The 21,600-nt window shown below is 73.6% G+C and carries 19 protein-coding genes, 1 tRNA gene and 1 pseudogene; 13 read left to right on the plus strand and 8 right to left on the minus strand.

Annotation, left to right across the window (positions count from 1 at the left end; all coding sequences use genetic code 11):
• Positions 1 to 11: 11 nt before the first annotated feature.
• The 3 genes from B0E54_RS05340 to B0E54_RS05350 form a co-directional block, all read right to left on the minus strand.
• Entirely contained in the window at positions 12 to 392 is a 381-nt protein-coding gene (locus B0E54_RS05340) for a glyoxalase/bleomycin resistance/extradiol dioxygenase family protein (protein ID WP_234582169.1), read from the minus strand.
• Between the two features lie 186 nt (positions 393 to 578).
• The gene (locus B0E54_RS05345) at positions 579 to 1,463 is read right to left on the minus strand and encodes a class I SAM-dependent methyltransferase (RefSeq protein ID WP_234582123.1); all 885 of its coding nucleotides are present in this window, start codon (positions 1,461 to 1,463) and stop codon (positions 579 to 581) included.
• A gap of 72 nt (positions 1,464 to 1,535) precedes the next feature.
• Positions 1,536 to 1,608, minus strand: a tRNA-Arg gene (locus B0E54_RS05350).
• Between the two features lie 158 nt (positions 1,609 to 1,766).
• Between B0E54_RS05350 and B0E54_RS05355 the strand changes: the two genes are divergently transcribed.
• Positions 1,767 to 2,462, plus strand: a complete 696-nt coding sequence (locus B0E54_RS05355; RefSeq protein WP_234582124.1) for a hypothetical protein — start codon at positions 1,767 to 1,769, stop codon at positions 2,460 to 2,462.
• A gap of 7 nt (positions 2,463 to 2,469) precedes the next feature.
• On the opposite strand, the gene B0E54_RS05360 is transcribed toward B0E54_RS05355, so the two are convergent.
• Both B0E54_RS05360 and B0E54_RS05365 read right to left on the minus strand, forming a co-directional pair.
• Positions 2,470 to 3,531: an alpha/beta hydrolase gene (locus B0E54_RS05360; protein WP_234582125.1), complete on the minus strand. Its 1,062-nt coding sequence runs from the start codon at positions 3,529 to 3,531 to the stop codon at positions 2,470 to 2,472.
• Between the two features lie 143 nt (positions 3,532 to 3,674).
• Positions 3,675 to 4,091: an HPF/RaiA family ribosome-associated protein gene (locus B0E54_RS05365; RefSeq protein WP_234582126.1), complete on the minus strand. Its 417-nt coding sequence runs from the start codon at positions 4,089 to 4,091 to the stop codon at positions 3,675 to 3,677.
• 305 nt (positions 4,092 to 4,396) lie between these two features.
• On the opposite strand from B0E54_RS05365, the gene B0E54_RS05370 reads away from it, so the two are divergent.
• From B0E54_RS05370 to B0E54_RS05380, 3 genes are all read left to right on the plus strand, one after another.
• A complete protein-coding gene (locus B0E54_RS05370) occupies positions 4,397 to 5,173 on the plus strand; it encodes a single-stranded DNA-binding protein (RefSeq protein ID WP_234582127.1) in 777 nt (258 codons plus the stop codon).
• 207 nt (positions 5,174 to 5,380) lie between these two features.
• Positions 5,381 to 6,457, plus strand: a complete 1,077-nt coding sequence (locus tag B0E54_RS05375) for a cobalamin biosynthesis protein (RefSeq protein WP_234582128.1) — start codon at positions 5,381 to 5,383, stop codon at positions 6,455 to 6,457.
• Positions 6,454 to 7,995, plus strand: coding sequence for a cobyric acid synthase (locus tag B0E54_RS05380; RefSeq protein ID WP_234582129.1), 1,542 nt, complete (start codon positions 6,454 to 6,456; stop codon positions 7,993 to 7,995). The genes B0E54_RS05375 and B0E54_RS05380 overlap by 4 nt, the downstream gene beginning before the upstream one ends.
• A 285-nt stretch (positions 7,996 to 8,280) precedes the next feature.
• Here the strand turns inward: B0E54_RS05380 and B0E54_RS05385 are convergent, their stop codons facing one another.
• The gene (locus B0E54_RS05385) at positions 8,281 to 8,682 is read right to left on the minus strand and encodes a rhodanese-like domain-containing protein (protein WP_039908933.1); all 402 of its coding nucleotides are present in this window, start codon (positions 8,680 to 8,682) and stop codon (positions 8,281 to 8,283) included.
• Between the two features lie 414 nt (positions 8,683 to 9,096).
• On the opposite strand from B0E54_RS05385, the gene B0E54_RS05390 reads away from it, so the two are divergent.
• From B0E54_RS05390 to B0E54_RS05410, 5 genes are all read left to right on the plus strand, one after another.
• Positions 9,097 to 9,759: a uridine kinase gene (locus B0E54_RS05390; protein WP_234582170.1), complete on the plus strand. Its 663-nt coding sequence runs from the start codon at positions 9,097 to 9,099 to the stop codon at positions 9,757 to 9,759.
• A 66-nt stretch (positions 9,760 to 9,825) separates the two neighbouring features.
• Positions 9,826 to 10,971 (plus strand): M48 family metallopeptidase, encoded by a 1,146-nt coding sequence (locus B0E54_RS05395; RefSeq protein WP_234582130.1) that lies wholly within the window; start codon positions 9,826 to 9,828, stop codon positions 10,969 to 10,971.
• 36 nt (positions 10,972 to 11,007) lie between these two features.
• Entirely contained in the window at positions 11,008 to 12,351 is a 1,344-nt protein-coding gene (locus B0E54_RS05400) for a dipeptidase (RefSeq protein ID WP_234582171.1), read from the plus strand.
• Positions 12,352 to 12,422: 71 nt separating this feature from the next.
• Positions 12,423 to 12,629, plus strand: a complete 207-nt coding sequence (locus B0E54_RS05405) for a hypothetical protein (RefSeq protein WP_007464240.1) — start codon at positions 12,423 to 12,425, stop codon at positions 12,627 to 12,629.
• Between the two features lie 87 nt (positions 12,630 to 12,716).
• Entirely contained in the window at positions 12,717 to 14,309 is a 1,593-nt protein-coding gene (locus B0E54_RS05410) for an ATP-dependent DNA ligase (protein WP_234582172.1), read from the plus strand.
• A 31-nt stretch (positions 14,310 to 14,340) separates the two neighbouring features.
• Here B0E54_RS05410 and B0E54_RS05415 read toward each other — a convergent pair whose 3' ends face one another.
• Positions 14,341 to 15,162 carry an SURF1 family protein gene (locus B0E54_RS05415; protein ID WP_234582131.1) on the minus strand — a complete coding sequence of 274 codons (822 nt, stop codon included), beginning with the start codon at positions 15,160 to 15,162 and terminating at the stop codon, positions 14,341 to 14,343.
• A gap of 173 nt (positions 15,163 to 15,335) precedes the next feature.
• Between B0E54_RS05415 and B0E54_RS05420 the strand changes: the two are divergent.
• Both B0E54_RS05420 and B0E54_RS05425 read left to right on the plus strand, forming a co-directional pair.
• Positions 15,336 to 16,582: pseudogene (locus B0E54_RS05420) on the plus strand (cobyrinic acid a,c-diamide synthase).
• Positions 16,579 to 17,148: a GNAT family N-acetyltransferase gene (locus tag B0E54_RS05425; protein WP_234582132.1), complete on the plus strand. Its 570-nt coding sequence runs from the start codon at positions 16,579 to 16,581 to the stop codon at positions 17,146 to 17,148. The pseudogene B0E54_RS05420 and the gene B0E54_RS05425 overlap by 4 nt, the downstream one beginning before the upstream one ends.
• Before the next feature lie 9 nt (positions 17,149 to 17,157).
• Here the strand turns inward: B0E54_RS05425 and B0E54_RS05430 are convergent, their stop codons facing one another.
• A complete protein-coding gene (locus B0E54_RS05430; protein ID WP_234582133.1) occupies positions 17,158 to 19,287 on the minus strand; it encodes a transglycosylase domain-containing protein in 2,130 nt (709 codons plus the stop codon).
• A gap of 122 nt (positions 19,288 to 19,409) precedes the next feature.
• Here B0E54_RS05430 and cobC point away from each other — a divergent pair, with 122 nt between their 5' ends.
• Positions 19,410 to 20,492 (plus strand): Rv2231c family pyridoxal phosphate-dependent protein CobC, encoded by a 1,083-nt coding sequence (gene cobC, locus B0E54_RS05435; protein WP_234582134.1) that lies wholly within the window; start codon positions 19,410 to 19,412, stop codon positions 20,490 to 20,492.
• On the plus strand, positions 20,492 to 21,571 hold the full coding sequence (cobT, locus tag B0E54_RS05440) for a nicotinate-nucleotide--dimethylbenzimidazole phosphoribosyltransferase (protein WP_234582135.1): 1,080 nt from the start codon (positions 20,492 to 20,494) through the stop codon (positions 21,569 to 21,571). The genes cobC and cobT overlap by 1 nt, the downstream gene beginning before the upstream one ends.
• Positions 21,572 to 21,600 lie beyond the last annotated feature (29 nt).

Consider the following 21,600-nt stretch of genomic DNA (forward strand, 5'->3'; position numbering starts at 1 on the left):
GAACGGAGTCGTCAGAGCTGCTGGACGATCTGGATCGGGTTGCCGTCCGGGTCGGCCGTCCACGCGATCAGCAGGCGGTCGAGCCACCGGTGCGGTGCGGCCAGGGCGGGGGCGCCGTTCGCCGTGAGGGCCGCGTACGCGCCAGCGGTGTCGTCGGTCCAGAGGATCACCGCGGCCCGCTGCCCCTGTGGTACGGGGTCGAGTCCGTGATCGTCGCGAGTGGAGGCCACCGAGGCGATACCGATCTTGTAGCCGTCGAGCGCCAGGTCGATGTGGATCGGCTCGCCCTCGGTCGGCACCCGGAAGGTCTCGGTGAAACCGAGGCCGGCGTAGAATTCGGCGGCGCGAGGGACGTCCTCGCTGAAGAGGATCACCTGCGGAGTCCGGAACATCGACACGCGACGACGCTATCAGCGTGGGTTTCGGCCGATCCGCGTCAGCGCCCCGTCCTGGTCGGGTCGAGCAGATCAGCCAGTCGGTACCGCGACGCCGCAGGGGTGGCGGATCGCATATCGGAAGGTGAAACCGCTGCATTCGTGACTTCACCCCGTCGTTCTCGGTGGCAGCGCCGTACGTCCTCAGCGCGTCATGTGCGGACGCCGTGCGCGAAGGAACGCCGTGGCCATCGTGCGCCGCGTTGGCGTGCCGGCCGCAGCCAGAGCGGTCATGTACGTGTCGAGACGCTCGCGTTCGTCGTCGGTCAGGGCGGCGGCGATCGCTTCGCCGTACGTGGGGACCAGCGGGTTGGGCGCCACGCGCTTGAGTGTTTCCCAGTCCCCGATCGGGTCGGCGGGCACGTCGACCTGGGCGCGGTAGTCCAGTTCCACCGCCTCGAAGCCGGCCGCCAACGCCCAGTCGACGAGATTCCGCTCGTCGAAGTCCATCATCGGTCGGGTGGTTTCCGCGGTGGTGCTCCGGTGGAAATCGCTGACCTTGGCGACCACGTCGTTGACGGGCGAGTCGCCCAAGCCGAACAGATCATCGGGCCGGAGCCGCTCCGCGAAGCCGTTGATCGGCTCGAACAGGGAGATCCGTCCGCCCGGCCGCAGGACCCGGAAGAACTCCGCGAAGGCGGCGGCCTTGCGATCGGAGTAGATGAGCACCGACCGAAGGGTCACGACGTCGACAGAGGCGTCAGCGATTCCGACGAGATCATCGGCCGACGCGACCACGAAGCTGCACCGCCCGTCCCCACCGGCGGTACGCCGGCACTCGTCGAGCACATCCAGCGAGACATCGCTGAAGATGACGTGACCGTCCGGGCCGAGCCGATCCAGCGCGCCGAAACCGATCAGCCCCGTCCCGCAGCCCACGTCGAGGACCACGTCGTCGGCCGCCAGGCCAGCTCCCTCAAGGACGCCGTCCCGGAACGCCGCCAGATCCAGGGCGTTGCGGGCGCGCAGGCCTGCGCTGTCGCCGTCCCGGCGGGTCAAGAGCCACTGGGCCCACTTGTCCCTCGCCACCGGGTCAGCGTAACCCCCGATGCATTGTGGCCCGATCGGCGCAGGCGAGCCGCTGACCTGTGGTGGTAAGGGTGCGCCCGGCAGGATTCGAACCTGCGGCCTTGGGATTAGAAGTCCCCTGCTCTATCCGCTGAGCTACGGGCGCGCGGTGTGGATGTCGCGCCCAGAGGGTACCGCCGTCCGGCTGCCCGACGACGAAAAGGGTGCCCGCGTCCACGTTGCCGAGCAGGGTCTCACGGAGCCTCCCCGCCTGGCATCCGGGTTCCCGCCGAATGGCCATGCGTCGGCCCGTACCCTCGGCTGGTGTTGCTGGACCCCGACGCCGAGAGCGGCGTCGCCTACGAGCTGTGCCAGGTCGTCGGCCGCGCCATCCTGCCGTACCGGACGGCCGACGCCTACGGCACCGCCTTCTTCTTCCAGGACGGCGACGACCCGGTGGGGGAGGCGCTGCTGACGGCGGCCGACCTCGTCGGCCCTGCGGGCGGGGAGCTGGGCCTGCGGGGAAGCGTCACCGAGCCGGCCGGCGTCGCCCCGGACGTCATCGCGGAGGGCGCGATCGTGCCCGGTTGGGCGCGCTTTCCGAGCGACGGCGTCGCGGTGCTGCCGACCGCTGGCCTGCACCGGTACGCCGGCGACGGCGGCTGGCGGTGGCGCGTGCAGCCGGTGCCGGCGGGGATCGCCGCCGGGCCCGAGGCCGTCGCCCGCCTCGGCGCCGACGGCAGTTCCGCTTTCGTGCTGGCCCATGGGGTACGCGAGGACGCCTCGCGCCCCCTGGAGGTGGGGATCGAGCGCGTGGTCCGCGACGGGGACGACGTGCGGATCACCACGGAACTGCCGTCGGGGTACGTCGGTGCGCCCGTCTTCGTCGTGCAGGCCGACGCCACCGGCGACGTCTCGCTGTACTGCCTGGGCCTGGTGCTGCCCGGCGTCGACGGTCACCCGGTGGCGACCTTCGACCGGATCCGGGCCGTCCTCCCGGCCACGCCCGGCGACGCCTGAACCCGGGTCAGTCGCCGATCGCCGTCGTCTCGGCGTGACCGGTCGACGGGCGTCGGCTCTGCGGCAGCGTGGGTGCATCGGCGGGATCGTCGGCGGTGGGGTCGGTGGCCGGGGCGGTGGGGCCGGCGGCCAGGAACGCCTCGGCCCAGCGGCCGACCTCGTCGAAGACCTTGGCGCGTACGGCGGGGCCGGAGAGCGTGAGATCGTGCAACCCGCCGTCGAAGCGGGCCACTGTGACGTGCCGGCCGAGGCGGGGCGCGTACCGCACCATGTGTTCGACGTCCAGCACGGCGTCGGCCACTGTCGCGTTGTCGTGCCACCTGGTGCCCCGGAAGGAGCGGGTCGAGCAGGCCAGCAGCACCGGGACCGGGATGTCCAGGCCGGCGCGCAGCCGGCGTTGACCGGTGCGGATCGCGTTCAGCCAGCCGGCCCGCACCGGGAACCCGGCCAGCGGCTTCCACGCCAGGTCGTAGGTCCACTCGCCGCGGTGGTCGGCGTGCAGGCTCTCGCCGTACACCGTGCCCAGGCCGAACGGCAGGATGCGGTGCGGCGTCCTGCGGCCCAGCCGGGAGACGGCGGCCGCGAGGGGTCGACGGACCGCCCAGGGGGCGTTGATGTCGAAGAAGGGGCTGTTGAGGACCAGGCCGTCGACGACGCCGGTGTCGCGGCGGGCGTCCGCCCAGAGCGAGATGATCAGGCCGCCGGTGGAGTGGCCCATCACCAGCAGGGTGTCGTGCCCGTCGTCGGAGCGGATGATCTCGGCAGCGGCGTCCAGATCGGGGAAGTAGTCGCTGATGTCGCGGCAGAAGTTCGGCGTCTGGTGCGCGAGCAGGCTACGACCGTATTTACGCAGGTCGAGCGCGTAGAAGTCCCAACCGCGCTCAGCGAAGAAGTCGGCCAGGTGGGTCTGGAAGAAGTAGTCGACGAAGCCGTGCACGTAGAGCACCGCCCGCCCGGTCGGGCGCTCGGCCCGCCGCCGGACCAGTGTCGCGACAACGGGGCCTTCGTCGTCGGTGCCCAGGTCGATCGTCTGCCGCTCGTACGGCGGCCCCAACACGTCCGGTTCCACGAACGCGACGCTACGCCGACCGACCTACCCGGCGGTAGCCCCCGCCCTCTTCCCCGCGATCTTGCCCTTTCTGCCCCGACAGAACTGGGCAACAGCCTCGATTCGCCGTCCGAAAGTGCAAGATCGCGGGGGCGGGGCGTGGGCTATGCCGTTTCCGCGTCGACGCGGGCCGGGTCCTCGGACTCGTCGACCTCGCCCTGCGGCTGGGGGATGTCCCGCAGGTGCTTGTTGTGTCGGGGCTCCTGGCGGGTCTTGGCGTCGTTGAGCCGCCGGCGCAGGTCGTCGCGGACGTCGTTGAGGGCGGCGTGCAGGTCCTCCTCCGAGGAGGTGGTGACGATCTTCTGACGGCCGGCGATCCAGCACTCCAGGGTGACCTTCTGGCCCCGGGCCTCCCGGTCCTTCACCGAAACCTCAAGCTCGGTGGCGTCGGCGTGGAAACCGGCCAGCCGGGCGTCGAGGGTGGCGAACTGCTCGGCGATCCAGTTGCGGTCGCCCTGGGAGAACCCCGCACCCACCCGCAGGCACTCGCCCACGGTCGCCGGGTTCGCCACGGCGCTCATCGCCGCACCTCGGAGACGGTTGCGGAGCCGAAAGTAGTGATCATCATGGCGCTGACCTCTCGTCGACGTGGAGCTTGTCGGTGGTGCGTTGATCAAATCCATACCCAGTTCGGGCGGCTCCGGAACCGTCGGCGCCCGGACAGATGGGTCGGGCGTACCACACCGGGGGTGTGATCAGGGCGTTGTCCACAGGTGGCCTCGTCATCCACAGGTCGGGGTGGTGGCGCTGGCGGCGGCCGACGAGAACGCACAGGCTCGGTGCCGAGTCGACTCGCTGGCAAACCCCGGATCCCCCTGGAGGGACGATGTTCGACACGTACGTGACGATTGTCGGCAACATTCTGACGGCGCCCGAGTGGCGGCGTACGACCCAGAGCAACACCCTGGTGGCCAACTTCAAGGTCGCCTCCACCGCCCGCCGGCTCGACCGCGACAGCGGTCGGTGGGTCGACGGCAACTCACTGCGCGTCCGCGTCAACTGCTGGCGCAAGCTCGCCGAGGGCGTGGCCGCCTCGGTGATGGTCGGCGACCCCGTGGTGGTGTGCGGCCGGCTCTACACCCGCGACTGGACCGACGACGCGGGCAACCACCGCACCCTCTACGAGCTGGAGGCGGTCGCCGTCGGCCACGACCTGTCCCGGGGGCGGGCCCGCTTCCTGCGCAACCGGCCGACCATGACCACCAGCACCGTCGAGGACGCGGCCGCCGAGAGCCGCGTGCACGGCGAGCCCACCGAGCCGGTGCCCGACGAGCAGGCGCCGGTGCTGCGCGACGACCGCCCGCTCGACGACGACTTCGAGTTGCCCGAGTACGGCTCGCCGCGCACCAGTCCGCTGCGCCACGGCGCGCTCGACGACGTCTCCCTCGGCGATGGCGACTCTTTCGACGACGGCTTCCCGGGCGGCGGCGATGGGCGCGCGGCCCTCGACGACGAGCTGGCCCTCGCGGTGGGCGCGGGCGACTCCGACCCGGAGGTCGACCCCGACGACGAGTTGGGGCCGGTGCCGGAGGAGGGCCGGCCGGAGGTTCCGCCGTCCGGTCGGGGCCGGCGGGGCCGGGGGCGGGTTCCGCAGCCGGCGTGACGGACCGCGTCCGGCGCCTTCACCGTACGGCCAGGCCGCCTGAGGCCGGTGTCGACGACGGTGCGCGCCGGTGGCACGACGGGGGCGGGGTGGCGACGCGATCGGCGTCGTCACCCCGCGTGACGGAAGTGGGGTTCGATGGAGCGCGGCGGCCGCGGCTGGCGCACGGCGTGCTCGTCTAGGCTGGCCGGCCGGGGGGTGGTACGCGTGCGACGGACAGCGCCGGTGGCGAACGCGGTGGGCCTGGTGGCCGGTTACGCGCTGGACAGGCTGTTCGGCGACCCTCGCCGGTGGCATCCGGTCGCCGGGTTCGGGCAGGTGGCGGGCGCTCTGGAGAGTCGCCTGCACCGACCGGACCGGACGGCCGGCGCGGTGTTCACGGCACTGGCCGTCGGCGGGCCCGTGGTGCTCGGGGCGGTCGCCGCGGCGGCCACCCGGCACCGCCCGGTGAGCCGCGCGGTGCTCGTCGCCGCCGGCACCTGGACCGTGCTGGGCGGCCGTACGCTCCGACACGAGGCCGCCGTCATGGGCCGAACGCTTCGTGACGGTGACCTGCCCGCCGCCCGACAGCGCCTCGGCAACCTCTGCGGCCGGGACCCCTCGACGCTGGACGAGTCGGAGCTGGCCCGGGCCACAGTCGAGTCGGTCGCGGAGAACACCTCCGACGCGGTGGTGGCCCCGCTGCTCTGGGGCGCGGTCGCCGGCCTGCCCGGGCTGCTGGGCTACCGCGCCGCCAACACCCTCGACGCCATGGTCGGGCACCGATCGGAGCGCTACGCGCGGTTCGGCACCCCGGCCGCCCGGCTGGACGACCTGCTCAACCTGGTGCCGTCCCGGCTGACCGGGCTCCTCACCATCGCCGTCGCGCCGGTCGCGAACGGTGACCGGGAGCGGGCCTGGCGGGTGTGGCGACGGGACCGCAACGATCACCCGAGCCCCAACGCCGGCCAGTGCGAAGCGGCGATGGCCGGCGCGCTCGGCGTCCGCCTCGGTGGCCGCAACATGTACTTCGGGCGCTCCGAGGTCCGCCCGTTCCTGGGCGACGGACCCCGTCCCGAGGCACGACACCTCAAGCGGGCAGCCCGCATCTCCGGCGCCGTCGGCCTTGCCGCGCTCGGGCTGGCGGCCCTGTACCCGGTGACCGTCGGCCGCCTGGCCGGCGTGGTCGCTCGTCGGAGCCTGCGAGCCGTCGGAGCCAGGCCCGGGAGCGGCCTGCTGTCCGACGGGGTCGGGTCGGAGCGCGGCCTGTTCCGCGGTACGGCGCGGCGGGTGAGCGGGCGGTGACCGGCGGGTTGCTGGTCGCCGGCACCACCTCGGACGCTGGCAAGAGCGTGCTCACCGCCGGCATCTGCCGATGGCTGCACCGGCAGGGCGTGAAGGTGGCGCCGTTCAAGGCGCAGAACATGTCGAACAACTCGGCCGTCGTGGTCGGGCCGGACGGGCGCGGCGGCGAGATCGGCCGCGCACAGGCCATGCAGGCCGCCGCCTGCGGCCTCGCCCCGGACCTGCGCTTCAACCCCGTTCTGCTCAAGCCCGGTAGCGACCTGGCCAGCCAGGTGGTTCTCCTCGGCACGGCTGTCGACACGATCACCGCCGGCACCTTCCGACAGTTGCGGCCCCGGCTCGCCGAGACCGCGTACGCGGCGCTGGCCGAGCTGCGGGCCGCGTACGACGTGGTGATCTGTGAGGGCGCCGGGAGCCCGGCGGAGATCAACCTGCGGGCCGGGGACTACGTGAACATGGGCCTCGCGCGGCACGCCAACCTGCCCGCCATCGTGGTCGGCGACATCGACCGGGGCGGCGTCTTCGCCTCGATGTTCGGCACGGTGGCCCTGCTCGACCCGGCGGACCAGGCGCTCATCGCCGGCTTCGTGATCAACAAGTTCCGTGGCGACCTCGGCCTGCTCCAGCCCGGGCTGGACATGCTGGGTCAGGTGACCGGCCGTCCCACGTACGGGGTGCTGCCCTGGTCGCTCGACCTCTGGCTGGACGCGGAGGACTCGCTCGCCTACGGCCGGGTGCTCGGCCGCCCCGCCGCTCCGCACGGCACCGACTGGCTGGACGTGGCAGTCGTCCGGCTACCCCGGATCAGCAACGCCACCGACGTGGAAGCGCTCGCCACCGAACCGGGCGTGCGCGTACGCCTGACCGTCGAACCGGCCGAACTGGCCGCCGCCGACCTGATCGTCCTGCCCGGCTCGAAGTCGACAGTCGCGGACCTCACCTGGCTACGCGAGACCGGCCTCGCCGACGCGGTGACCAGACACGTGGCAGCCGGCAAGCCGGTGCTCGGCCTCTGTGGCGGCTTCCAGATGCTCGGTCGGGCCATCCACGACCCGGTCGAGAGCCGGCAGGGCAGCGTGCCCGGGCTCGGTCTGCTGCCCATCGAGATCACCTTCGATCCGCGCAAGACCGTCCGGCAGTCGGTAGGCACCGGCCCCGGCGACGTGGCGGTCCGCGGCTACGAGATCCACCACGGGTACGTCTCGCAGACCGACCCCGCCCTGACTCCGTTGCTGACCGGAGCCGACGGCAGCGGTGAGGGCGCGGTGCTCGGCGCGGTGCACGGCACGCACTGGCACGGGGCGTTCGAGTCCGACGGATTCCGCCGCTGGTTCCTCACCGAGGCCGCCCGGCTGGCAGGGCGTACCGGGTTCCGGGTCGCGCCCGGCACCAGCTTCGCCGCAGCCCGGGAAGGCTCGCTCGACCTGCTCGGCGACCTCGTCGAGGAGCACCTGGACACCGACGCCCTCTGGCGCCTCATCGAGAACGGCGCACCCGCCGACCTCCCCTTCATCCCACCCGGCGCCCCGGCGAGCTGAGCCCGACCCAGCGCCGGCCGACCTGAGCCCACCCGGGCGCCGCAAGATCGTGCTCGATCCATGAAGTAGTGGTGTCGACGACGCCGGCATGCCACTACATCCATGTTCCAGCGCGATCTTCAGCGGCGGGGGCGGACGGTGTCGTGCAGGCCCGCGGTCCCAGGGCCGCCTCCAGCGGCGCGGGCGCGGCCGACGTGGCGCGGGCGGGGCCGACGTGGCGCGGGCGGGGCCGACGTGGCGCGGGCGGGGCCGACGCGGGCGTGGTGGACGCGGCGCGGGCGCGGTTCAGGGCCGGATGTCGGCGGGGCGGTCAGTGGTGGGCAGGCCGGCGGCCAGCCACGCGTCGACGCCGCCGATCATGTCGGTGGCCCGGCGCAGGCCGAGGGTCTGGAGACTGGCGGCGGCCAGGCTGGAGCTGTAGCCCTGGCGGCACACCACCACGATCTCCCGGTCGTACGCGGTGGCCTCCGGGATGCGCCAGGCGCTTGCCGGATCGAGCCGCCACTCCAGCACCGTGCGGTCGATGACGACCGCCCCGGGCAGGTCGCCCTGTTCGCGGCGCTGGGTGTCGGTGCGGGTGTCGACCAGCAGGGCGCCACCGCGGACCGCCTCGACGGTCTGCTGTGGAGTCAATCGGTGCAGCCCGGCGCGGGCCTGTTCGAGCAGGGCGTCAATGCCGGGGCTCATCACGTCTCGGAGCACCACCCGATCATGCCGACTCGGGTACCAAGCCGCGCGCCGAACGGGCCGCCCGTCACCCGTCGCCGCCCCAATTCCCCCGGTCGTGAGAGTGACCGGTCCAGGGCCGTCAGCCGGACGTGTCAGGCTGGCGAAACCGGGGTGATCGACTCGGTTTCCGTGATGTCGGGGTGTCCTGGCCGACGGGATACCCCGACATCAATGATGCCGAGTTGATCTGGGCGGTGAACCGCCGGCGCGGGGGCTTGCGCGAGGCATACTTCGGTCGTGCACGGACTCGTCACCAGGGAGCCTGCCCGCAGGGGCCCACAGCGGCGCAGCCCCGACGGCACGGGCCGGAACGGGGATGAGGGCGTGGGCGAGGGCGGGTCGCAGGGCGGAAACGAGGACGGGCACGGGGGCGTGGACGTCGGCGGGCCGACCGGGCGATCCGCCGGGCAGGTGCCGCCGGTGGTGGTCGTCGAGGCGTACGCCGAATTGGCGCGTCGGGTGCTCGCGGGCCCGGCGCGGTTGGGGCGGACCCGGCTCGTCGCGGTCGACGGGCCGAGCGGCGCGGGCAAGAGCCGGTTCGCCGCGCACCTCGCGGACGCCCTGGCGGCGCTGCCCGGCGGGCGTCCCCCGGTGGTGCACACCGACGACCTGCTCGACGGCTGGGACGATCAGCTCACCTTCTGGCCTCGTCTCGACAGCGAGGTGCTGGCCCCGTTGCGCCAGGGGGAGCCGGGGTCCTACCGGCGCTACAGCTGGGTGCGGCGGTGCTTCCTGCCCCGCCCGGTGCCGGTGCCGGTGACGCCGGTGCTGATCGTGGAGGGGGTCAGCGCGGCACGTGCCGTCGTCCGGCCGGAGCTGACCCTCGCCGTCTTCGTCACCGCGCCCGCGCCGCTGCGGCTGGCCCGGGCGGTCGAGCGGGACGGGCCGGAGATCCTGCCCGAGCTGCGCCGCTGGCATGCCGGGGAGCGGGCGCACTTCGCCGCCGACGACACCGTCACCCGCGTCGACCTGGTGGTCGACGGTGCGCCGACGGTGCCGCTGGACGCGTCCCGCTACTACGTGCGGGTTCGCTGAACGGGCATGGACGTCGGCCACCCGCTGGGGCACGATGCGAGGACTCACGGCGAACGGGGACCCATCATGACGGCAGCGGACGCGCCAGCGCGGCGCCGGATCACCCTCACCGGCATCAGCTCGCGGGCCTGGGAGCATCCGGCCGACCGGGGCGCCCTGGTCGCGTTGCGCGAGTTGCGTGGTTTCGACGACGTGGTGCGGGCGTTCTTCGGCATGTGGAACGAGCGGGGTTTCCGGCTGTCCGTGCTGGCGTCCGGCATCCGCGTCGATCACCGGCAGTATCCGGCGGTGTGGCAGCGCTACACCGAGGCTGCGGCGGCGCTGGACGTCGCCGAGCTGCCCGAGCTGTACGTGACGCAGTCGCCCTGGCTGGGCGCCGAGGCGGTCGGTCTGGACCGGCCGTTCATCGTGCTGAACTCGGCGTGCGTGCAACAGCTCGACGAGGACGAGCTGCGCTGCCTGCTCGGCCACGAGTTGGGGCACGTGGGCAGCGGGCACGCGGTCTACAAGACCATGCTCATGATCCTCACCCGGTGGGCGGCCAACCTGAGCTGGTTGCCGGTGGGCGCGTTCGCGCTGCGGGCGATCATCGCGGCGATGCTGGAGTGGTGGCGCAAGGCGGAGCTGTCCGCCGACCGGGCCGGCCTGCTCGCCGGGCAGGACCCGGCCGCCGCGCTGCGGCTGCTGATGAAGCTCGCGGGCGGCGGCGACCTGTCGCAGATCGACACGACAGCCTTCCTGGAGCAGGCCGCCGAGTACGCCGGCGGCGGCGACCTGCGCGACAGCCTGCACAAGATCCGGATGACGGCGTGGAGCACCCACCCCACGCCCGTGGCGCGGGCCGCGCAGTTGCGGCAGTGGATCGACTCCGGGGCGTACGGGCGGGTGCTGGCCGGGGACTATCCGCGCCGCGACGACGACGCCTCGACAAGCGTCTCGGAGGAGATCAAGGCTGCCGCCGAGTCGTACCGGGAGGAGTTCAGCAGTTCCACCGACCCGCTGGTCGGGTTGCTGCGCCGCCTCGGCGACGGGGCCAGCGACGTCGGCGAGTGGGTGGGCGGCACGGCCGGCCGGGCCCGCTCCTGGATGGATGCCGCCACCGACGCGGCCGCCCGCGCGCACCGCGCCGGCCGGGCCGCCCCGGGCGCGCGGGCGGGCTCCGGCCCAGCGAGCGGCGGTGACGGTACGGGCTCGGCCCGCATGCCTGAGTAAGGCCAGCATACGATTCCGGTCATGACCTCACCGATCATGTCCGAGTCCGAGGTACGGGCCGCCGTCGAGCGGGAGATGCCCGGCGTCCGCGCTGACCTGGAACGCCTCGTCCGCATCCCCGGCATCGCCTTCGAGGGCTTCGACCACTCACACGTGGAGCGTTCCGCCGAGGCGGTCGCCGAACTGCTGCGCGGCTGCGGCCTGGACGTCGACATCGTGCGCTCCGGCGGGCAGCCCGCCGTGATCGGCCGTCGGGCGGCCCCACCCGGTGCGCCCACCGTGCTGCTCTACGCCCACCACGACGTGCAGCCGGTCGGTGACCGGTCGCTGTGGGAGTCCGACCCGTTCGAGCCGGTCGAGCGCGACGGCCGCCTGTACGCCCGGGGCGCGGCCGACGACAAGGCCGGCATCATGGCGCACGTCGCGGCACTGCGGGCGTACGGGGACGCGCTGCCGGTCGGTGTGGTGCTGTTCATCGAGGGCGAGGAGGAGTACGGCTCCGACTCGCTGGAGCGGCTGCTCGTCGAGCACCGCGACGAGATCGCCTCGGATGTCATCGTGATCGCCGACTCCGCGAACTGGGACATCGGCGTACCGGCGTTGACGACCTCGCTGCGCGGCATCGTGAACTGCTTCGTCGAGGTGCGCACGCTGGACCACGCCGTGCACAGCGGCATGTTCGGCGGGGCGGTCCCGGACGCGCTCACCACGCTGGTGCGGCTGCTGGCCACGCTGCACGACGACGCCGGTGACGTGGCGGTCGACGGGCTGATTGGCCGGGTGGGCGCCACCGTCGACTACCCGGAGGACCGGTTCCGGGCCGAGGCAGGGCTGGCCGAGGGCGTGCGGTTGATCGGCACCGGCCGGATCACCGACCGGATCTGGACCAAGCCGGCGCTGGCCGTGCTCGGCGTGGACGCGCCGTCCACCGGCGAGGCGCCGAACGCCCTGGTCCCGGCCGCGAAGGCGAAGCTCAGCGTCCGCCTCGCCCCGGGTGACGACCCCAAGCGGGCGTACGAGGCGGTGCGCGCGCACCTGGAGAAGCACGCGCCGTGGGGCGCGCAGGTGACGGTCAGCTTCGAGCACGACGGCGACCCGTGTGTGATCGACGCGTCCGGGCCGATGTTCGACGCCGCGCGGTCGGCGTTCCGGGCCGCCTGGGACGGCACCGATCCGGTGGACGTCGGCATCGGCGGGTCGATCCCGTTCATCGCCACGTTCCAGGAGATGTTCCCGCAGGCGGCGATCCTGGTGACCGGCGTCGAGGATCCGCACGCCCGCGCGCACGGCCCGAACGAGAGCCTGCACCTCGGGGAGTTCGCCCGGGTCTGCCTCGCCGAGGCGCTGCTGCTGGGCAAGGTGGCGGCTGCCGCCGCCTGACAACGGAGAGTTTGCGTCTGATCTGCCCGTATGCGGCGTGTCGCCGTTGGGATTGCTATAGGCTTTCGAACATGAGTACGAACGAGGTGATGGCCCGGTTGGGGGCCGCCGTCAGCGCACTGGGGGACGTCGACGTCTCCGCGTGGTCCGAGGACACGCTCAACGACCAGCTCGGTGAGCTGTCCGCCGCCCTGGTCGCCCTCGACTCGGTGCTCTCCCGGGTCGCCGGCGAGGTCCGCGCCCGAGGGTTGCGCATCGAGGAACCCGTCTCCGCCTGATTCCCGCCGCCCCCCGTGGGCTGCGGCACCGCGCCGACACCGCCCGGGCACGGCAATGCCCGGGCGGTGTCGGAGGTGGCTGGCAGGATGGGCTTCGTGCGGTTCATCGACTTGGCGGCCACCTCCGCCGCCGTGGGCGCCACCAGCGGCCGGCGGGCCAAGGTGGAGCTGCTCGCCGACGCGCTGCGCCGGCTCGACCCGGCCGAGGTGGAGCCCGGCGCCGGCTATCTCGCCGGTGAGCTGCGCCAGCGACAGACCGGCGTGGGCTACGCGAGCCTGCGTGACCTGCCGCCACCGGCGACCGAGCCGACGCTGACCGTGGCAGCCGTCGACGCGGCCATCGCGCAGATCGCCGCCGTGCAGGGCGCCGGGTCGCAGGCCCGCCGCCGGGCTCTGCTCGGCAGCCTCTACGCGGCGGCCACCGCCGACGAGCAACGGCTGCTCACCGGCCTGTTCGGCGGTGAGCTGCGCCAGGGCGCCCAGGCCGGGCTGCTCGCCGACGCCGTGGCCCGGGCCGCTGAGGTGCCGGTGGCCACCGTCCGTCGGGCCCTGCTGCTCGCCGGTGACCTGCGTGCCGTGGCGGTGGCTGCGCTGGCCGGCGGCGAGGCCGAGCTGGCCGGGTTCGGCCTGCAGGTCGGCCGGCCGCTGGCGCCGATGCTCGCGCAGAGCGCCCCCTCGGTCGACGAGGCGCTGGCCGCGACCGGCACGCCGGCGGTGGTGGACGTGAAACTCGACGGCATCCGCATCCAGGTGCACCGCTCCGGCGCCGACATCGCCGTGTTCACCCGCAGCCTCGACGAGATCACCCGCCGGGTGCCCGAGGTGGTCGCGGCGGTCCGCGCCCTGCCCGGCCGGGAGTTGGTGCTCGACGGCGAGGCGATCGGCCTGGACGAGACGGGCCGCCCGTTGCCGTTCCAGCAGACCTCCAGCCGGGCTGCCCGGCGCACCACCCCGAGCACCACCGGGCGCACTCCGGTCGCCCCGGCGGTGCTCGCGGCCGCCGCCAGCACCGGCGCGACGGTGCTCACCCCGTACTTCTTCGACCTGCTGCACCTCGACGGTGAGGATCTGATCGACCTGCCCGGTCGGGAGCGGTGGGCCGCGCTCGCCGGCGCGGTGGACGCGTCACTGCTGGTGGGGCGCATGGAGGTCGACGGTCCGGAGCAGGCCGGCGCGGCGTTCGCCGCCGCGCTCGACGCCGGCCAGGAGGGCGTGGTGGTCAAGGACCCGGACGCCCCCTACGACGCTGGCCGGCGCGGGGCCGCCTGGGTCAAGGTCAAACCGCGGCACACCCTCGACCTGGTGGTGCTCGCCGTCGAGTGGGGCAGCGGCCGGCGCAAGGGCTGGTTGTCCAACCTGCATCTGGGCGCCCGCGACCCGGGCACCGGCGACTTCGTGATGCTCGGCAAGACGTTCAAGGGGCTCACCGACGAGCTGCTGCGCTGGCAGACCGAGCGGTTCCTCGACCTTGCCGTGGAACGCGGCGACTGGGTGGTCCGGGTCCGCCCGGAGCAGGTGGTGGAGATCGCTTTCGACGGGGTGCAGACGAGCACCCGTTACCCGGGTGGGATGGCCCTGCGCTTCGCTCGGGTGGTGCGCTACCGGGACGACAAGTCCGCCGCCGAGGCGGACACGATCGACGCGGTCCGCGCCATCCACGCCGGCCGCCCCGGCGGGTGACGGGCCACGCCGACCCGGGCCGGCCGCCCGGTCAGGCGGACGCGCTCGGCGTCGGCTCGGCCGCCCGGTCCAGTGGGGCGCTCGTGCTGCCGAGCCCGGCGGCCCGCCGTGCCTCGCGTCGGGCCACCCAGCCGTAGCCGAAGATCGCCATCGCGGCGAAGAGCCACCACTGCACGACGTAACCGAAGTTCTGCCAGTTGTTGGTGTGCCCGACCGGCACGGCCTTGAACACCGGGTCGGCGGCCGGGGTCTGGTCGTCCAGCAGCAGGTAGCCGCCGTAGACCGGGTAGGGCAGCTCGCGGGCCAGCCGCGGTACGGCGATCCGCCGCGTCTCCAGCCGGCCGTCGCGGCGGTCCACCGCGCCGCCGCCGCTCTCGGTCTCGTGCACCCGGCCGCTGACCGTCACGTCGCCGCCCGGCGGGGTGGGCACCGACGGCTGGGCGGTCGCCCCGCCCGGCGCGGGCGGGATCCAGCCCCGGTCCACCAGCAGCGCGCTGCCGTCGGCGAGCACCAGCGGGGTGAGCACCTCGAAGCCGACCCGGCTGTCGACAGTCCGACCGCGGACCAGGACGGTGTTCGACGTGTCGTACCGGCCGGTGGCGGTGATCCGGGTCCAGACCTTGTCCTTCGCGGGAGCCGGGCCGGCGGTCCCCGGACCGTCGGTGGGCGCGCGGAACGCGTCGGCCAGAGGCCCCGGGGCCATCCGCTCGCCCGCGTCGATCCGCTCGTTGATCTCGGTGCGGCCCCGGTAGCGGTCCAGCTGCCAGTTGCCCAGCCACACCATGACGGCGGCGGCGACCAGGGTCAGCGCGAGGGCGCCCAACCAGCGTGGGCTCAGCAGGAACCGGTACACGGCACCGAGGCTACCCGTATGACCGGGGCCACTCACCGCGACCGGGCCGGGACGGTCCGCCGACCCCCGGTTGGCGGTGCTCGCCCGCCGGATCGGACGGGTATCGTCACGCCGACGGATCGACCTTTCCGGTTGTCCGTCGCGTACCCGCCGCCGCCCGCGAGGAGTCGATGATGACCGTCGTGCCGCGCCTGGTGCTCAGCGCACCGTCCTCCGGGCACGGAAAGAACGCGCTGGCGATCGGGCTGCTCGCCGCACTGGCCGAGCGGGGTGTCGACGTCGCCGGGTTCAAGCTCGGCCCGGACCATGTCGACGCCGCGTACCTCGGTCTCGCCGCCGGTCGGCCCGGTCGGGTGATCGATCCCCGGCTGGTCGGCGTCGACCGGCTCGCCCCGCTCGTCGCACACGGCGCCGCGGGCGCCGCGCTCGCCGTGGTGCAGGGCAGCATGGGCCTGTACGACTCCGTCGGTGGCCGCCCGGAGCAGGAGTCCACGGCCGCCGCGGCCACCGCGCTGCGCAGTCCGGTGGTGCTGGTGGTCGACGTGGCCGCGATGGGCCAGTCGGTGGCCGCCCTGGTGCACGGTTTCCGCTCGTACGACGAGCAGTTGTGGCTGGGCGGGGTGATCCTCAACCGGGTGGCGTCGTCGCGGCACGAGGCGATGCTGCGGGAGGCGCTGGACGACGTCGGCGTGCCGGTCTACGGCGCGTTGCGTCGCCAGGACCTGCCGGCCGTGCTGCCGTCACGCCGGCACGGGGTGGCGCCGGTGGTCGACTCCTCGGCCGACGCGGGCCGTGCGGTGCGCCGGCTGGGCGAGGCGGTCGCCGCCACTGTCGACCTGGAGCGGCTGCTCGGCCTGGCCCGTTCCGCCCCGCCGCTGTCGATCCGCTGCGCGACGAGGCGCTGCCGGTGGGCACCCGCGCGCTGGTCGTCGGGGGTGCGCTGCCCGAGTCGTACGCCGAGCAGTTGTCGGCCAACCGGCGGCTCTGCATCGCGGTGGCCGAGCTGGCCCGCACCGGGCGGCCGGTGGTCGCCGAGGGCGCCGGCCTGCTGTGGCTGGCCCGGGAGCTGGACGGACTGCCGATGTGCGGTGTGCTGGACGCGGTGGGCGTGAGCCGCGACGGCCTCGTGGTGGGCTACCGGGAGGCGACCGCACAGACCGACAGCGTGGTCGCCGCGAGCGGCACTGTCGTCGTCGGGCACAAGGAGCACCGGGCGGTCCTCACCCCGCGCGCCGGTCAGCGGCCGGCCTGGAGCTGGGATGGCGGCACGCCGGAGGGTTTCGTGTGGCGCAACGTGCACGCCTCGCAGCTCACCCTGCACTGGGCGGGGCACCCGGCGACCGCCGCCCGGGTGGTGGCGGCGGCCAGCGAGCCGGCTGTCGAGGCGGTGCCCGCGCAGACTCCCGTGGTGCCCGCGTGATCGGTGAGTTGGCGGTCCGCCGGTTTCCGGCGTTGACCGTCTCCACCCCGCGCACCGAGGTGCGTCGGCTCACGGCGGCGGACGCGTCGGCGGCCGGGGAGATCTTCGCCGACAAGTTGACCCGCCGGTGGCTGCCGCTAGCCGACGACTCCGGCCCGATCGACGGGCACGCCTGGTGCACGGATCTGGCCCGGCAGCGACGCGACAGCGGCGAGGGCGACCACTACGCGGTGGTCCGCCGGGAGGACGACCAGGTGGTCGGCTCCCTCTGGACACGGCGCACCGACTGGGGCGCCCGGCTCACCGAGATCTCCTACGCGATGGCCCCCCACGCGCGGGGCTTCGGCCTGGCCGCCGAGGCGGTGGACGCGGTGGCCATCGCGTTGATCCTGGAGCACGGCTTCCAGCGGGTCGAGCTGCGGGTGGCGCCGGGCAACCTGGCGTCCCGCCGGGTCGCCGAGAAGGCCGGCTTCAGCTACGAGGGGCTGCTGCGCAACGCCGGTTTCGTCGGCGGTGGCCGGGTCGACCTCGAACTGTGGTCGTTCGTGGCGGCGGATCTGCGCTGATCCGCGCCGTCATCCGACGATGGCGTCCGACGGTGGCGTGAACTGTCGGGTCGGTGTGCCCTTCAGGCCGTCGCGCAGTGTCTCGGCCACCGCCGCGATCGGGATCTGGGACTGCCCGTCACCGACGGCGTTGAACGGGTTGTCCGGGTCGGAGATGAAGCTCGCCGCGGCCAGCTCCGGGGTGTAGCCGACGAACCAGGCGGACCGGGTGCTGTCGGTGGTGCCGGTCTTGCCGGCGACCGGGCGGCCGACCGTGCCCCGGACGCTGTCGGCGGTTGACCAGCCGCCGCAGCCGCCGCGTGCCGGAGTGTCCCCGGTCGGGCAGCGGGCGGCGTCGGTGGCCGCCCTCGCCGCGTCGGCGCTGACCACCTGCCGGCAGCGCGGCTTGGCGACCTCGCGGTGCAGACCGCCCGGGGTGGCGTACGTGGCCGGGGTGCCGTCCCGGTTCATGATCGCCTGTACCGGGATCGCCTCGCAGTAGCGGCCGTCGGCCGCCACTGCGGCGTAGGCGTTCGCCATCTCCAGCGGTGTGGCGTCGGAGACGCCCAGGGTGAACGCGCCCCACTTCTTGGCCTTGCCCGGGGACGCCTGTTCCCGGTCGACGTCGGTGCGCCAGCGCAGCCCGAGCTGTTCGGCCAGCCGGACCGCCCGGTCCGCGCCGACCTTCTCCTCCAGCCACACGAAGTACGTGTTGACGGACTTGCCGAAGCCGGACCACATGGTCTGCTGTCCGGTCATCGCGCCGCTGGCGTTGGAGGGCGCCCAGCCGTCGTAGACCGACGACTTGTAGCGGTACGGGGCGTTGAACGAGGTGGACAGCGTCATCCCCGAGTCCAGCGCGGCCAGCATCGGGAACATCTTGAACGTCGACCCGGCCTGGTAGCCCGGCAGGTCGCCGCCGCCGAGCAGCGGCGCCACGGTGTTCGGATAGTTGGCCTTCACCTTGGGTCCGGCCTCGGGGTTGGAGCTGGGTGGGTTGTCGGCCAGGTCCAGGGAGTAGTTCCGGTTCACCGCCATCGCCTTCACGCGCCCGGTCCCCGGCTCGGAGACCACGATCCCGTTGGCGAACGGGCTGCCGGTGCCCTCCTTGGCGCCGACGTTCTTCTCCGCCGCCTCCTGGATCTTGGGGTCGAGGCTGAGCACGATGCGGTAGCCGCCCCGACGCAGCTTGTCCATCCGTTCCAGCCGGTTGGCCCCGAACGCGGGCTGCGAGCTCCACCAGTTCTTCAGGTAGTCGCAGGCGAAGCCCCAGCTCCGGTACTTCTCGATGAGCGAGGCGCAGTCGCTCGGCGGGGTGGTGAGCTTCAGCCGGATCGGCTCGGTCTTCGCGGCGGCGGCCGAGTCGGGGGAGAGGTAGCCGAGCTGACTCATTCGGTCCAGCACGTAGTTGCGCCGCCCGGTGGCGTCCTTCTGGTCGGTGTCGGCCGGGTCGTACTCGGAGGGGGACTTGACCAGCCCGGCGAGGGTGGCCGCCTCGACCGGGGTGAGGTCCTTCGGGGTCTTGGAGAAGAAGATCTCGCTGGCGGCGTAGATGCCGTACGCCCGGTGGCCGAAGTACGCGGAGTTCAGGTAGCGCTCGAGGATCTGCTCCTTGCTCATCTCCTTCTCCAGGTCCAGCGCCATGCGCATCTCCTTGACCTTGCGCAGGCTGGTCTGCTGGGTGGCCTCCTGGACCTCCTTGGGGGTGGTCGCGCTGTCCCGCAGGGCCATCCGGACGTACTGCATGGTCAGCGTCGAGGCGCCCTGGGAGCCGCCGGAGCGGGCGTTGGACACGAAGGCGCGGGCCACGCCCTTCGGGTCGACGCCGTGGTGCTGGTAGAAGCGGTTGTCCTCGGCGGCGACGATCGCCTGCTGGATGTTCGGCGACATGTCCGACAGCTTCGTGTACTGCCGGTACTCCTCGTAGAACATGGTCAGCACGGTCTTGCCGTCCGGGGCGTAGAGGTAGGAGGTCTCGGCGGGCAGGGCGGTGGTCAGCAGTCTGGTCTTCTGCTCCGTGGCGTGCGCGGTGGCCTTCGCGCCGAGCCCGGTGAAGGCGACCACCGGGTACGCGACGGCGGCGATCACGATGCCGGCGATGAGCCCGGCGCGGAGAAGAGGGACGAGTCGACCAGCGGCAGCAAGGGGTCGGGTGCTCACGTGGCCAAGTTATGACATTTCCGATTCGTACATGAGAAGAACTCATAAACCCGTGAGGTGGTGACATGGCTTACGCCGACAGTGACTGTCCCGCCGGCCACCTTCCCGGCAGGATCGCGGACATGCGTGATCAGTTCGAGGCCGTCGCCCCGCCCACCGGGGCCGAGCCGGACCTCGCGCACCACGGCGACGCCGAGGTGGGCGCCGGTCTGATCGACCTCGCCGTCAACGTCCGCCAGGCGCCGCCGCCGGCCTGGCTGGCCGATCCGATCGCCGCCACCCTCACCGACCTGGCCCGCTACCCCGACCCGGCGCCGGCCCGCGCCGCCGTCGCCGCCCGGCACCGGCGTCACCCGGACGAGGTACTGCTCACCGCCGGCGCCGCCGAGGGCTTCGTGCTGATCGCCCAGGCGTTGCGGGGCATCCGCCGACCCGTGGTGGTGCACCCGCAGTTCACCGAGCCGGAGGCGGCGCTACGGGCCGCCGGCCATCCGGTCGAGCGGGTGTTGCTGGACCCGGCCGACGGGTTCCGGCTCGATCCGTCCCTGGTGCCCGACGACGCCGACCTGGTGATGATCGGCAACCCGACGAATCCCACCTCGGTGCTGCACCCCGCGCGCACGGTGGCCGCGCTGGCCCGCCCGGGTCGGGTGCTGGTGGTCGATGAGGCGTTCGCCGACACCACCGGCGGTGCGCACTCCGGCGAGCCGGAGTCGCTGGCCCAGCGGCGGGATCTGCCCGGCCTGCTCGTCCTGCGCAGCCTCACCAAGACGTGGGGCCTGGCCGGCCTGCGGATCGGCTACCTGCTCGGCGCCCCGGAGCTGCTGGCCCGCCTGGCCGCCGTGCAGCCGCTGTGGGCCGTCTCCACGCCCGCGCTGGCCGCCGCCGCGGCCTGCGCCTCCGCAGTCGCGGTCGAGGCCGAACGCGCGATCGCCGCCGACCTCGCCGCCGACCGCGACCACCTGGTCGCGCGCCTGGCCGACCTGCCCGGCGTACGCGTCGCGGGGCGTCCGGCCAGCGCGTTCGTCCTGCTGCACCTGCCCGACGCGAAGCGGGTCCGGGAGGGCCTGCGCGATCGGGGCTGGGCGGTACGCCGGGGCGACACCTTCCCCGGGCTCGGCCCGGACTGGCTGCGCGTCGCGGTACGCGACCGAAACACCACCGACGCGTTCATCGAGGTGCTGCGCGAGACCATGGAGGCATGATGCTGGAGACCACGATTTCGGCCATCCGGCCACTCGACGAGGCGGCGATGGCCGCCGCCCGCGAGCTGCACGGCCGGCTGACCAAGCCGGCGGGCTCGCTGGGCCTGCTGGAGGATCTGTCGGTACGCCTCGCCGGGCTGGCCGGGGCCTGCCCGCCGCCGGTGCCCGAGCCGGCGGCCGTGGCGATCTTCGCGGGCGACCACGGGGTGCACGCCCAGGGGGTCAGCCCGTGGCCGCAGGAGGTCACGGCGCAGATGATCGGCAACTTCCTGGCCGGCGGCGCGGTCGTCAACGCGTTCGCCCGCCAGGCCGGCGCCTCGGTCACGGTTGTCGACGTCGGGGTGGCCAACCCGCTGCCCGTCCCCGAGGCTCCCGGCGCGGTCGACGCGTCCGTGCCCCGACTGGTCGCCGCCTCCGTGCGCCGGGGCACCCGGGACCTCACGGTGACCGCCGCGCTCACCCGGGACGAGGCGTTGGCCGCGGTGTCGACAGGCATCCGGATCGCCGACGAGCTGATCGACGCCGGGGCGGGCATCCTGCTCACCGGGGACATGGGCATCGGCAATACCACCCCGGCCGCCGCGCTGATCGCCGCGTTCACCGGCGTCGACGCGCTCGACTCCACCGGCCGGGGCACCGGGATCGACGACCCGACGTACGCCCACAAGGTGGCAGTCGTGCGGGCCGCGCTGGCCCGGCACACGCCCGACCCGGCCGATCCCCTGGGCGTGCTCGCCGCCGTCGGTGGCCTGGAGCACGCCGCGCTGGCCGGGCTGATCCTGGGCGCCGCAGCCCGCCGTACGCCGGTCCTGCTGGATGGTGTGATCGCGGTGTCGGCGGCGCTCGCCGCCGCCGCGTTCGCACCGGACGCGGTCGGGGCCATGGTCGCCGGGCACCGCTCGGCCGAGCCGGGCGCCACGGTGGCGCTGCGCCACCTCGGCCTCGACCCGCTGATCGACCTGGGACTGCGCCTCGGCGAGGGCACCGGCGCGCTGCTGGCGCTGCCCGTGGTCACCGGGGCGGTCCGCGTGCTGCACGACGTGGCCACCTTCGACTCCGCCGGGGTGGCCGAGAAGTGACCACGTTCGGCGGTCGGTCGGGTGGCGCC

Source organism: Micromonospora sp. MH99, from assembly GCF_021442385.1.
Taxonomy (GTDB): Bacteria; Actinomycetota; Actinomycetes; order Mycobacteriales; family Micromonosporaceae; genus Micromonospora.

Excerpts from the sequence above, each read along its gene's own strand:
- B0E54_RS05340 (WP_234582169.1), bottom strand. The coding sequence starts at position 392 with ATGTTCCGGACTCCGCAGGTGATCCTCTTCAGCGAGGACGTCCCTCGC.
- B0E54_RS05365 (WP_234582126.1), bottom strand. The coding sequence starts at position 4,091 with ATGAGCGCCGTGGCGAACCCGGCGACCGTGGGCGAGTGCCTGCGGGTG.
- B0E54_RS05370 (WP_234582127.1), top strand. The coding sequence starts at position 4,397 with ATGTTCGACACGTACGTGACGATTGTCGGCAACATTCTGACGGCGCCC.
- B0E54_RS05385 (WP_039908933.1), bottom strand. The coding sequence starts at position 8,682 with ATGAGCCCCGGCATTGACGCCCTGCTCGAACAGGCCCGCGCCGGGCTG.
- B0E54_RS05395 (WP_234582130.1), top strand. The coding sequence starts at position 9,826 with ATGACGGCAGCGGACGCGCCAGCGCGGCGCCGGATCACCCTCACCGGC.
- B0E54_RS05400 (WP_234582171.1), top strand. The coding sequence starts at position 11,008 with ATGTCCGAGTCCGAGGTACGGGCCGCCGTCGAGCGGGAGATGCCCGGC.
- B0E54_RS05405 (WP_007464240.1), top strand. The coding sequence starts at position 12,423 with ATGAGTACGAACGAGGTGATGGCCCGGTTGGGGGCCGCCGTCAGCGCA.
- B0E54_RS05410 (WP_234582172.1), top strand. The coding sequence starts at position 12,717 with ATGGGCTTCGTGCGGTTCATCGACTTGGCGGCCACCTCCGCCGCCGTG.
- cobC (WP_234582134.1), top strand. The coding sequence starts at position 19,410 with ATGCGTGATCAGTTCGAGGCCGTCGCCCCGCCCACCGGGGCCGAGCCG.
- cobT (WP_234582135.1), top strand. The coding sequence starts at position 20,492 with ATGCTGGAGACCACGATTTCGGCCATCCGGCCACTCGACGAGGCGGCG.